The organism is Chroococcidiopsis sp. CCALA 051, from assembly GCF_003015105.1.
Lineage (GTDB): Bacteria > Cyanobacteriota > Cyanobacteriia > Cyanobacteriales > Chroococcidiopsidaceae > Chroococcidiopsis > Chroococcidiopsis thermalis.
Genome location: NZ_PYCI01000174.1, coordinates 1 through 12,220, shown reverse-complemented (window position 1 = coordinate 12,220; position 12,220 = coordinate 1). Strand labels below are relative to the sequence as shown.

The 12,220-nt window shown below is 42.7% G+C and carries 8 protein-coding genes and 1 pseudogene; 6 read left to right on the top strand and 3 right to left on the bottom strand.

Annotated features, from left to right (window positions below):
- Positions 1-557 precede the first annotated feature (557 nt).
- Positions 558-4,094 carry a methionine synthase gene (gene metH, locus C7Y66_RS27545; protein WP_106548019.1) on the bottom strand — a complete coding sequence of 1,179 codons (3,537 nt, stop codon included), beginning with the start codon at positions 4,092-4,094 and terminating at the stop codon, positions 558-560.
- Positions 4,095-4,128: 34 nt separating this feature from the next.
- On the opposite strand from metH, the gene C7Y66_RS31440 reads away from it, so the two are divergent.
- Both C7Y66_RS31440 and C7Y66_RS27540 read left to right on the top strand, forming a co-directional pair.
- A complete protein-coding gene (locus C7Y66_RS31440; RefSeq protein ID WP_158266009.1) occupies positions 4,129-4,281 on the top strand; it encodes a hypothetical protein in 153 nt (50 codons plus the stop codon).
- Between the two features lie 39 nt (positions 4,282-4,320).
- Positions 4,321-5,097: a class I SAM-dependent methyltransferase gene (locus C7Y66_RS27540; protein WP_106548018.1), complete on the top strand. Its 777-nt coding sequence runs from the start codon at positions 4,321-4,323 to the stop codon at positions 5,095-5,097.
- Between the two features lie 73 nt (positions 5,098-5,170).
- On the opposite strand, the gene C7Y66_RS27535 is transcribed toward C7Y66_RS27540, so the two are convergent.
- Positions 5,171-6,391: a hypothetical protein gene (locus C7Y66_RS27535; protein WP_106548017.1), complete on the bottom strand. Its 1,221-nt coding sequence runs from the start codon at positions 6,389-6,391 to the stop codon at positions 5,171-5,173.
- Positions 6,392-6,776: 385 nt separating this feature from the next.
- Between C7Y66_RS27535 and C7Y66_RS27530 the strand changes: the two genes are divergently transcribed.
- The 3 genes from C7Y66_RS27530 (at position 6,777) to C7Y66_RS27520 (ending at position 10,592) form a co-directional block, all read left to right on the top strand.
- Positions 6,777-8,126, top strand: coding sequence for a hypothetical protein (locus C7Y66_RS27530; RefSeq protein ID WP_106548021.1), 1,350 nt, complete (start codon positions 6,777-6,779; stop codon positions 8,124-8,126).
- A 235-nt stretch (positions 8,127-8,361) separates the two neighbouring features.
- On the top strand, positions 8,362-10,176 hold the full coding sequence (gene modB, locus C7Y66_RS27525; protein WP_106548016.1) for a molybdate ABC transporter permease subunit: 1,815 nt from the start codon (positions 8,362-8,364) through the stop codon (positions 10,174-10,176).
- A 59-nt stretch (positions 10,177-10,235) separates the two neighbouring features.
- Positions 10,236-10,592: a tRNA-binding protein gene (locus tag C7Y66_RS27520; RefSeq protein WP_199197677.1), complete on the top strand. Its 357-nt coding sequence runs from the start codon at positions 10,236-10,238 to the stop codon at positions 10,590-10,592.
- Between the two features lie 33 nt (positions 10,593-10,625).
- On the opposite strand, the pseudogene C7Y66_RS27515 reads toward C7Y66_RS27520, so the two are convergent.
- Positions 10,626-10,811: pseudogene (locus tag C7Y66_RS27515) on the bottom strand (MerR family transcriptional regulator); the annotation flags it as partial.
- A 284-nt stretch (positions 10,812-11,095) separates the two neighbouring features.
- Between C7Y66_RS27515 and thrB the strand changes: the two are divergent.
- Positions 11,096-12,031: a homoserine kinase gene (thrB, locus tag C7Y66_RS27510; protein ID WP_106548015.1), complete on the top strand. Its 936-nt coding sequence runs from the start codon at positions 11,096-11,098 to the stop codon at positions 12,029-12,031.
- Positions 12,032-12,220 lie beyond the last annotated feature (189 nt).

The window sequence follows — 12,220 nt, the reverse complement described above, 5'->3', positions numbered from 1 at the left end:
GTGTCAGGGCTATCCGCGTAATCCTGCAACGATTCCACCATCAACCAGTAATGTACGCACCTAAGAAAATTCCTACCAACTAGCGTTGCAGTAGGAACGGCTGGTAGGAGCGACATGAAAGACCTTTTGTCTGAATTCCATGTTTATGTACGCTGGCGTACTTTTCCTCAACCAATAGGCAGAATTCTTTGTTACAAGCATTAGCAGTAATGAACGAATACCGAACGAACTGAAGTACCTGAAAAACTACTTCTCAGACAACCTCTAAACTGTCATAACACTAAAACCTAACGTGTTAATAGACGTAAAGATCGGAATGAAAGGTATTACTGGAAGGCAATTGATATGACCTACGCGACAATCACAACAGCCATAGAAGTTCTCAATAGCGATGAAAATTTTTCAGTCTGGTTTAACAACAGCAGCAATGTATTAACATTGCCTTGGCTTAATGGTTAAACGTATCGATCTAGTGGGTCTAACTCAAGATACAACGGCTGTCCTCTGGGAGGAAACAGGGGACGGGAAACAGGCAACAGTTCCCCGTTCCCTCAAATTTAAGCGCTAAAATATTTTGCGACTGGGTGATAGGTCACAATGGCAGTGGTAGATTGTTCGGGATAAAGCTGTTCGCTTTCATCCATATACAAATCGATCCTCTTCGTCTCTAACAAATCCAGTTGCTTGTACTGATCCTGAATATTCGGACAGGCGGGATAACCAAAGCTGTAGCGCGAACCGCGATAGCGTTGCGCCAGCATATCCCGAATGTTATCTGGTTCTTCAGCCCCAAACCCCAATTCGCGCCTGATTCTGGCGTGCGTCCACTCTGCTAAAGCTTCTGCTAATTGCACGGCTAACCCGTGGAAGTAGAGGTAGTCTGTATACTGATTGGCTGCAAATAGCTTTTGAGCGTATTCTGTAGCAATGTGTCCTACCGTCACCGCCTGCATGGGGAAAACATCGATAATTCCTGACTCCTTTGGCGCGAAGAAATCAGCAATACACAGACGGCGTAAGGATTTTTGTCTGGGAAATTCAAAAGATGTTACTTGTTCGGCGTGGTTTTCTGGATTGTAGACATACAATGTATTTCCTTCTGACTGACAGGGGAAATACCCATAAATCACTTGTGGGTGCAAGAGATTTTCGGCGACAATCTTTTGCTTCCAATCTTCTAGAATTGGATAGACTTTCTCATTTAAGAAAGCTTGATATTCTTCCTTAGATTGTTCCTTCGGCTTGCGGAATTGCCATTGTCCGGCAATTAAAGCCTGTAAATCTAAATGCCAGAAGATCTCATCCCAAGGAATATCTTGTGGTTGCAATAGCTTTGTCCCCCAGAAAGGCGGCGCGGGACGTTCTATATCTACTGCTACCGCTTCGGATCTCTTGGTGTCAATTTCGGTAGGTAGGGGCGCACTGCTGTGCGCCCGTACAGATGAATCTACAGTAGGTTCTTTGTGTCCGTTCCCATTGACTTCTGTGTCGGCTAATTCACCCAAAAAGCCTTGCAAGTCATCCCATTGACTTGTAGCCTTCGCTGGCATTAATTTATCCATGAAGTGCAAGTCGGAAAACGCATCTTTGCCGTAAACGACTTTGCCTTTGTAAGTGTTTTGGCAATCTTCGTAGACAAACTTTGGTGTGAGTGCCGCACCACCTAAAATTACGGGTACGGTGATTCCTTTTTCGTTGAATGTCGCCAAATTCTCTTTCATGAAAGCGGTGGATTTTACCAACAAGCCACTCATGGCAATACAATCAGCCTTGTGCTGTTCGTAGGCATTGATGATATTTTCTACTGGCTGCTTAATCCCCAGATTAATTACCTTGTAGCCGTTGTTGGACAAGATGATATCCACTAAATTCTTACCGATGTCGTGGACATCACCCTTCACAGTGGCAATGATAAAGGTTCCTTTGGCGCTGTTACCACCTTCCGACTTTTCCATGTGGGGTTCTAGATAAGCTACGGCTGCTTTCATCGTCTCCGCCGACTGCAACACGAATGGGAGTTGCATTTGTCCCGAACCAAACAGTTCGCCGACAACTTTCATGCCATCAAGTAGATAGACATTGATAATATCCAAAGGTGGATATTGCTTCATGGCTTGGGCTAAAGCTTGTTCTAAACCAATCCGTTCGCCGTCGATGATGTGGCGTTTGAGGCGTTCTTCAATCGGAAGATTTTCATCTACACCTTTATCGCGTTTTGTTGTCACCCCTTCAAACAGCGTCGTCAACTCAGTTAAAGGATCGTAAACGCAAACATCACCTTCAAACTTGCGATCGTCGTAAATCAGCTGACGGCAAACTTCTTGATGTTTCTCCTCAATCTTCGCTAATGGTAAGATTTTACTTGCACTGACGATCGCCCCATCCATGCCTACCTGCATTGCTTCGTGTAGAAACATGGAATTGAGTACGATCCGCGCGGCTGGGTTCAAACCAAAGGAAACGTTGGAAACACCCAGCATAATATGACAGCCTGGTAGTTCCTGGCGAATGCGACGCACCGCTTCAATTGTCGCCTTACCATTTTTTCTATCTTCTTCAATCCCCGTCGAAATTGGCAAACAGAGAGTATCGAAAAAGATTTCGCGGGCAGGAATGCCGTATTCTACTGCTTGTCTGTAGGCACGCTGGGCAATTTCAAACTTTTTATCTGCCGTCCGTGCCATTCCATCTTCGTCAATCGTACCAATGACGACACCAGCACCATACTTTTTCGCCAACTCCAAAACTTTGAGGAATCTTTCTTCCCCATCTTCGTAGTTAGTAGAGTTGAGGATGCATTTACCCCCAGCTACCTTTAACCCCGCCTCCATCTTTTGCCATTCTGTAGAGTCCAGCATCAAAGGTAGAGTAACGTTATTCACCAAACGGGACACTAATTCGTGCATATCCCGTTCGCCATCTCGTCCCACGTAATCCACGTTAACATCGAGGACGTGCGCGCCTTCTTTAACCTGCGCCCTTGCCATCGATACCAATCCGTCCCAATCTTCAGCATTGAGTAAATCGCGGCACTTTTTAGAACCACTGGCGTTTAAGCGTTCCCCAACTATGAGGAAAGAGTTATCCTGTTCGTAGGGTTGAGTGCTATAAATTGATGCTGCTGCGGGTTCTAGTTGCGGATTTCTCACCCCTGGTTTTAATTCTTTAGCAATTTCAGCCAGTTGTTGAATGTGTGCTGGACGTGTCCCACAGCAACCCCCGATTACTTGGACACCCAAATCTTCCACAAAATGCATCAAATGCATCCGCAGTTCTGTCGGTGTAAGGCGATAATGTGCTTGTCCGCCGACGTTTTCCGGTAAACCCGCGTTAGGAATACAGGAAACGATAAAAGGCGAGTGTTCCGACAAATATTTAATGTGCGGCTTCATCAAGTCTGGTCCCGTGGCGCAGTTCAGACCGAGAATGTCAATTTTATAGGGTTCTAGAATTGTTAGCGCGGCATTAATTTCCGTTCCGACTAGCATCGTCCCCATCGATTCCATCGTTACGGAAACCATTAAAGGACGACGTTCGCCTTTTTTAGCAAACACTTCTTCGATCGCATTCAAGGCTGCTTTAATTTGCAGTACGTCTTGACACGTCTCGACAATGAATAGATCGACACCACCATCATACAAGGCTTCGGCTTGTTCGACGTAAGCCGTTTTCATCGTGTCGAAATCGATGTGTCCCAAAGTTGGCAGTTTGGTTCCAGGACCCATCGAACCCGCCACAAAGCGCGGTTTTTCTGGGGTAGAAAATTCTGCGGCTACCCGCTTGGCAAGTTCTGCTGCGGTTTTATTTAAATAATAGGCTTTATCCGCTAAGTCATACTCTGCTAAAACGATGGATGTCCCGCCAAAGGTATCGGTTTCCACTACGTCCGCACCAGCAGCGAAGAAGTCGCGATGAACTTTTGCCACTGCTTCTGGGTTGGTGTGAACGAGATATTCGTTACAGCCTTCGTACTGAGAACCGCCAAAATCCTCAGCCGTCAGGTTTTGCGATTGTAAATTCGTCCCCATTGCGCCGTCAAATACAATAACTGGGCGTTCTGGGCTATGCAGTCGAGATAGAAACAAACTATTCATGTGCCACGCTGTTTAGCAGAGTTAGGAATGATATTTGGACTACAGTTTAGATAATTTAAGATTTTCTTACCTGTTATCTATTTTGCCGACTTTCTGGAATTTTCCAAGCGATCGCAGAATTTTTATCTATGGAGTCGGTACGGGCGGGTTTCCAAACCCGCCCGTACAGGAGTCGGGAGTAGGGTAAGATGAGAGCTAAAATTTTTATCTCTTCATCCTTATTTCTATGTCTACATACGACACTATCGGTAAATCCTACGCTCAATTCCGATTGCCAGACCGTCGCATTGTCGATTGTTTGCTCAATGCACTTCAGTTGAAACCTGGCAGCACTATTGCCGATATTGGTGCGGGTACGGGAGGATATAGTCGGGCGATCGCAGAACGAGGATTTGTGGTTTATGCTGTCGAACCTTCTGAGGTAATGCGTTCTCAGGCTATACCTCATCCTCATGTGAAGTGGTTTGATGGATGTGCAGAGGCAATTCCTTTACCCGATAATTCAGTTGATGCAGCTATTTGTATTTTGTCTCTACATCATTTTACAGATTTAGAAGCTGCTTTGTTGGAAATACATCGAGTTGTCAGGACGGGGGCGATCGCTTTTTTTACTTATGACTCTCAAGCTAGAAAAGATTTTTGGTTGGATGATTATTTTCCGTTTCTTTGGGAATATGATGAAGACTCATTTTTCCCCCTAGAATATATTGTATCGTTTATTCAAACTCATCTTAAAAATACAGTAGATATTTACCCTTTTCCTTTACCACCAGATTTAACAGATTTGTTTCTTGCCGCAGGTTGGCAGCAACCCAAAATGTATTTAAATTCGGAAATTCGGGCGAGTATGTCAGCTTTTGCTTTAACCGATCCTCAGTTAGTAGAGACAGGCGTGAAGCAACTAGAGGCAGATTTAGCGAGTGGGGAATGGCAGATAAAATATGGCAAATATTTAGAATTTACAGAATTTGATGTCGGTTATCGAATTATAGTTGCTAAATGACAATTACAGAAAACAGATAGGAGGGTAGGCATTGTCTACCCTCCACTTAAATTCCCTCAATTGAATATGACTGTTATATACTTGAGTATGTCGGAAAATAGTTAAAAGTTACTGCTTTCTCTTTTACTGCATGACAAACATTTTCGGTGAGAGAGCTATTGTGATGGATTTCTTGTAACACCCCTTTACGAGTTTTACTACCAACCAAAAGAAACCATAATTCTGTGAACTGCCATAAGTGCATAGAATTTGAATGGGCAGCAATATTACGTAATTTTCTTATTTGATCTATGGTAGAAGCAGCTATATAACTTTGAGCTAACCACAGGGATAAGGGGTGTTTCCATTGTTGCAAGAATTGTTGCACTAACAGTCGGTCAGCTTGACTAATTTTATCGCTACGTTCAACGGTGTAGTATAAATTTGTCTTAGGCATCGTTTCTTGCTGTAAGCTTAATTTTGTAAAAGTTTGCCACTGCTGAGATAACAAGATTCGTAGATCTCCTAGCGTGTATTCTCCATCAACGATTAGATTAATGCTTCCTAGCAAAATAGGAGTCTTTTCAAAAAAACTAACAGAGGTGTTTTTAGTTAACAAGAACTGATAAAGTTGTTTGAAAAAAGGATTAACAATTTCTCTTTCTGCTACTAATCCCAAGGGATGTCCTGCATCGGAATAATCGGCAGAAGTGGTGAACTCTTCTGTCTTTATCATTTTGTAATATCTGTAGGCGTTGCGTAAATCTCTTTGGCTAGCTGGGTGCAAGCAATTCCACGCTAAAAGTCCTAGCTTGGACTTAACTTGTTTCTCAGCATTTTCTAAAGAAATAGTTTGTGGAAACTGACTTTGTGCGTCCTCAAGTTTTAAAATTTTCTTTTTTTGTTTCTCAACTAAAAACTCATGCTCTTTGAGTTGATTCTGCAAATGCAACAATTTATCTTCTTGTTCTAGCGATAAAATCTTGTTTCGCTGAAAAATCTCTAGTTCTTGCTTCAGAAGTTCGACCTGTTCGTTCTGCTTTTCAATCACAGCTTCTTGTTCCATCAGCATCCGAGATTTATCTGCTATCTCTAAAGCATTCATAGCAGCTTTGATTAAGTTATATAAATAAGGTTGAGAAACATTTACTCGTTTAGAATTTTCCCTTCTCTTACCTTGAAGACCGATTGTTTTACCGTTTTCTACTGCTAAAACTTCACCGCGTTCGTTCCTGATTCTGAGTTCTTGAGATGATGCAGTGTTGACAATACAACATGTGTATCTGCATTTATTGTAGTAAAATTCTGCTGCCATCTTAATTTTTCTGGAAAAGTCAAAACATGATTTTAAGCAATTTTGTATGAAGAGGCGATCGCCCTCATATAGTTCTTAGTTCATCTAATAGAGAATATATGCTAAGTTGCTTACTAACAGTTAATATTCTTGTATGCTTTTTATCAAAAAATATTATGATTTTATGAAGAAAGAATAAAAAAACAAGTAAATCTTGAGTTATAAAAGTACAGCTATCTGAATTTGTAATTAATGACACCTATTGCAAAAATCTAGCGCGATCGCGCTCCAACTTTCCAGATCGAACGGCTATCCTCACAACTTCCTCAACTTTGTTATCTAACTTAAAGGAGAGACAAAAGCCTTCATAAGAGTGAAGACAGATGGAGATGGAGCCGCAAGCCTAATGAACAGTCGCAAAGGCTGGCACTTTGCCACAAGACATTTGATTCAATTTCTCTGTGCTTTGGTACTGCTATCGGTGCTATTATTCGTTACGCCAAGTTGGGCAAAGGATACCGTAAGTGGCAAGCAAGTCACGATCGCTGCTGGACAAATTGTTCCCGATGACGTGTATTTGGCTGGAGAGACAATCTTGTTGAATGGTACTGTCAAAGGCGATGCGGTTTTGGCAGCAAAGCAAATTACCCTGAATGGCACAGTTGAAGGCGACTTAATTGCAGCAGGACAAGTCATTACAATTAATGGTAGTGTAGGCGATGATGCGCGACTGGCTGGACAGGTGTTAATTCTTCAGCCAAAAGCACGGATAGCAGACGATGCGATCGCGGCTGGTTTCAGTTGGGAAAATCAAACTGGCAGTAATATAGGTGGCGATCTAACTATCTTTGCCAACCAAGCTTTGTTAGCTGGAAGTATAGAACACGATGCGATCGCGGCAACAAATGCCTTGGAACTGAGGGGAAGCGTCGGCGGAAATATGCAAGCCACAGCAGTAGGCGATCCCCAGTTGGTTGAAATTCCCTTTGTGCCTCAACCCCCCGTAACAGTAGCGCCAATTAAACCAGGTTTAACCCTGACCGATACTGCACAAATTGGTGGCAAAGTCAATTATAAATCTGCGACTACGGCTCAAATTAGCCCAAGAGCAAAAATTGCGGGTGGAGTTGTAGGAGAAGCATTAGAACATCGGATTGCACCTACACCAAATCCAGCTAGGGAAGCAATTTGGCAGATTCAGCGCCTATTGGCTTTACTCTTCATTGGTTGGTTATTGCTGCGATTTGTCCCCACTTGGATGCAAAATTTAGCGGCAAGAGTCAAAGCTAAACCGTTATCGAATTTAGGTTGGGGGATACTAGCATTTGTGGCAGTTGGAGTAGGTACGATCGCGATCGCCACTGTAACTGTTATACTCGCTATTCTCTGTGCGATCGCTCTACCTAGTCTCGCTTTACCAGTCTTGGGATTGGGAATAGTCGCTAATCTTGCCCTTACAATCAGCTTTGTAACTTTTGCCAGTTTTGTGCCGCAGATTGTCTTTAGCTTACTAGCCGGAAGCTGGCTATTGCAAAAATTACAACCTAGTATCTCAATACAACCCCCAATACGACAATTTGTAGCACTGGGGATTGGTTTATTGGGATTTGTGCTGCTGACATCTATTCCCGTACTAGGGGCGATCGTCACCCTCATCGCGATTTTCGTCAGCCTTGGCGCACTTGCACAACACATTACCAGTCGTAAGCCACAAGTTGCAATTGTCGATCGCCAACTCCCAATCGCCAACCATTAATAACAATCCCTTGTTCTGGCGATCGCGCGATCTATTACTTCCTATCCTAAGCTTGAGTTACATGTAGCAAATAGGACTGCTACATATATTTTAGTTGGTTTACAATCTTCAAATCACAACCGAGTTGCGATCGCTGTAGAGAAATAGGTGTCACTCCGAAATAGATTGTAAGATACTATTTTGCTTCGTGCAAAGATGTAAAGAGAATCGCCAAACTTACGCCAGAGAAAGATAAATGTTCAATGACATTTCCCCTCTATGGATTTCTCTAAAAACCTCCTTAATTGCCACAACTATTACTTTCTTTCTAGGAATTATCGCCGCCTATTGGATGCTAGGGTATCGAGGTAAGTGGCGATCGATAATTGAGGGAATATTCATCTTACCTCTCATTTTACCACCAACAGTAGTAGGTTTTTTATTACTAGTACTATTTGGAAAATATGGCATACTCGGACAATTTTTGGCATCATTTAATATCAACATTGTCTTCACTTGGTATGCAGCCGTCATCACCGCCACAGTAGTAGCCTTTCCATTAATGTACAAAACTGCTTTGGGAGCCTTTGAACAAATAGACGCAAATTTAATCCGTGCCGCAAGAACATTAGGTGCTTCTGAATGGACTGTTTTCTGGCGTGTCAGCTTTCCTTTAGCAATTCCTGGGATTATTAGTGGTGCGATGCTAGCTTTTGCTCGCGCGTTAGGAGAATTTGGTGCAACATTAATGTTAGCAGGTAATATTCCCGGACAAACGCAAACTATTCCGATGGCTATTTACTTCTCAGTTGAAGGCGGCTCGATGCAGGAAGCTTGGGGATGGGCGCTAGTCATCATGGGAATTTCTCTATCTGGAATTGTAGCAGTAAATTATTGGCAGCAATCGAGAGGTAAGAGGCGAGAGGCAAGAGGCAAGAGGCAAGAAGAGTCAACTACCAACTACCAATTACCAATTACCAATTACCAATTACCAATTATCGAATCAAAATTATTTGTCAATATTCAAAAACAATTAGCAGAATTTGACTTGAATGTAACTTTTAGTAATGACGATCGCCCATTAGGACTTCTGGGAGCTTCTGGCGCAGGTAAAAGCATGATTTTGCGCTGTCTGGCAGGGATTGAAACGCCTAATGCTGGTAAAATTGAGTTAAATGGGCGGGTGCTGTTTGATTCTCAACGCCAAATTAATCTTCCCACACGCGATCGCAAAATTGGTTTTCTGTTTCAGAACTACGCTTTATTTCCTCACCTAACAATAGGGCAAAATATTGCCTTTGGTTTACCGAAAGCTACGCCAAAAAAACAAGTTATCCAAGTCGTAGAAACTCAACTTGCATCAATGCAACTACATGGTTGTGCTAATCGTTATCCCCATCAACTATCCGGCGGACAACAACAGCGAGTCGCTTTGGCACGGGCTTTAGCCAGTCAACCAGAAGCGTTATTATTGGACGAACCGTTTTCAGCTTTAGATACTCATTTACGGAGTCAGTTAGAACAGCAATTAATTTCCACTTTGTCTAATTATCAAGGTGTAACTCTGTTTGTCAGTCATAATTTAGAAGAAGCTTATCGAGTTTGTCAAAATTTATTAGTCATGGAAAAAGGAACTGCGATCGCTAGCGGTTCCAAACACGATATATTTGAACGTCCTCAAACTTACAGCGTAGCTCAATTAACTGGATGTAAAAACTTTTCTCGCGCCGAGATTGCTGTCAATGGAATGGTAAAAGCAACAGATTGGGGAGTAGACTTACAAGTCACAGAATCTATCTCCAAACAATTAAAATATGTAGGAATTCGCGCTCATCAAATTATTTTTACGACTGAATCAAACCGAGAAAATACTTTTCCTTGTTTTTTAGCCCAAACCAGCGAAACTCCCCACCGCATGACTGTATATCTCAAGTTGTACCAACAGCCAAACCACTCTAGCGATTATCACTTGCAAGCAGAAGTTTTTAAGGAAAAGTGGGAGATGCTGAAAGGGCGATCGTTTCCCTGGTATATTAGGCTAGATCCAATGCGATTAATTTTGATGACGTAAAATTGGTTAGGGTGAGTTGCGAAAAAAGCACCCTACGAATACAAAAATAAAGTTTAATTATGAATGTTAACGAAACAGCGATCGCAGAAATTTCTTTTGATGACTTTCTCAAAGTCGATATGCGAGTTGGGACAATTCTTGATGTTGAAGATAATTTAAAAGCGAGAAAACCTGCTTATATCTTGACAATTGACTTTGGTGAGTTGGGAGAAAAAATGAGTTCGGCGCAGATTACCGATAACTATTCTAAAGCCGAACTCATCGGTAAGCAAATTATTGCTGTCGTTAACTTCCCTGCTAAAAGAGTTGCAGGTGTTAAGTCTGAAGTATTGGTATTAGGAGCAGTAACTAATGACAAAGGAGTGGTTTTATTAGAGCCAAACTTACCTGTAGAAAACGGAAATCGAATTAGCTAGTAGCAAAAGTTGCTACTAGGAATTAAATTTTAGTAAGGAAAAGCCTAAATCTTTCAGAGCCAAAATCCGATTTAATCTAGGTAATTGGCTAGCACAGTAGTAGCGATAGCTGGTAAACTGGTCTACCTGGATTGGTTTTGAAAGCCCCATTTCATCATAGAGGCGTAGTGCTTTGATTGATACGCGACTAAGTTTAGAAAAGTCACCGATTTTAAACATCAAATCTGCGTTTATAGCGTTTCCTATACAGGTGAAATACATTCGTAGGGGCGCACAGCTGTGCGCCCCTACAGATCTATGTACCCGATCCAATTGAGAATAGCTCAGGAGCTACGCAGATCCCCCAACCCCCTTTTTAAGGGGGCTTTGCTCCCCCCTTAAAAAGGGGGAGCCAGAGGGGGATCGAGATCTAAAACTTCAAATGCGTAACTCCTGATAGCTATAACTGTTATCTATTTCTAGTACACACCCTCCTCTAAGGGCATCAAGAGTAAATTATTTCAATGTCCGAATCTCATATTACCGTCACCGTTCCTGCTACCACGGCAAATCTAGGACCAGGGTTTGATTGTATTGGTGCAGCATTAACTTTATACAATCGGTTCAAGTTTTCCCGCTTGGAAGTAGGCAAACTGAGCATAGCAGTTACAGGTACAGAAGCCGCCAAAGTTAAGACAGATGAGAGTAATTTACTGTACCAGGCTTTTTTGAGACTGTATCAACACATCAAGCAATCGCCGCCAGCAGTAGCAATTGAAATTGAATTAGGCGTACCTTTGGCGCGGGGTTTGGGTAGTTCGGCTACTGCAATCGTTGGTGGTTTGGTAGGTGCAAATCAGTTAGCAGGTACGCCTTTAAGTCAAGCTGAGGTGATGAATTTAGCGATCGCAATGGAAGGACATCCTGATAATGTCGTACCAGCCTTGCTAGGCGGCTGTCGGCTAGCAGCTAGTGTAGAGATGTTACATGTAACGTCTCCATACTGGCAAATTTGCGATATTCCGTGGCAAGAAAATGTCGTACCAGTCGTTGCCATTCCTGATTTTGAGCTATCGACATCTGAAGCGCGACGGGTTTTACCAACTCAAGTGAGTCGCGCCGATGCAATTTTTAATACAGCACATTTAGGATTACTACTGCGGGGTTTAGCCACAGGTAATGGAGAATGGATCGGTGCAGCTTTGCAAGATCGACTGCATCAACCATACCGTCAAGGATTGATTGCAGGTTATGAAGCCGTACAAAATGCCGCTTTAGCTGCTGGAGCCTACGGAATGGTTATTAGTGGCGCGGGACCAACTTTACTCGCGTTGACGGAAACTGCAAAGGCGGCGGCTGTAGCAACGGCAATGCAGACAGCTTGGCAACAACAAGGGATTGATGCTGAGGTGCGATCGCTGGCGATCGATACTCAAGGGGCAACTACCAATCCTGTTTGATTCGTGAAATTTAAATGTAGGGTGGGCATTGCCCACCCTACCAGAAAAGCGCCTACAATTGATTGAGTTAGTAATAGTAGTATCCATAATAATTAGCTTCGATCGCACTCAATCTTTTGCTTTATCAAGATATTATAATTTAAGCAATCGCTCTCGGAACTCGCACTATAAATTACACTTATATTAGTT

What these genes read in the sequence shown, in the direction of transcription:
- metH (WP_106548019.1), bottom strand. Translation starts at nt 4,094, where the DNA reads ATGAATAGTTTGTTTCTATCTCGACTGCATAGCCCAGAACGCCCAGTT.
- C7Y66_RS27540 (WP_106548018.1), top strand. Translation starts at nt 4,321, where the DNA reads ATGTCTACATACGACACTATCGGTAAATCCTACGCTCAATTCCGATTG.
- C7Y66_RS27520 (WP_199197677.1), top strand. Translation starts at nt 10,236, where the DNA reads ATGAATGTTAACGAAACAGCGATCGCAGAAATTTCTTTTGATGACTTT.
- thrB (WP_106548015.1), top strand. Translation starts at nt 11,096, where the DNA reads ATGTCCGAATCTCATATTACCGTCACCGTTCCTGCTACCACGGCAAAT.
- C7Y66_RS27535 (WP_106548017.1), bottom strand. Translation starts at nt 6,391, where the DNA reads ATGGCAGCAGAATTTTACTACAATAAATGCAGATACACATGTTGTATT.
- modB (WP_106548016.1), top strand. Translation starts at nt 8,362, where the DNA reads ATGTTCAATGACATTTCCCCTCTATGGATTTCTCTAAAAACCTCCTTA.
- C7Y66_RS27530 (WP_106548021.1), top strand. Translation starts at nt 6,777, where the DNA reads ATGAACAGTCGCAAAGGCTGGCACTTTGCCACAAGACATTTGATTCAA.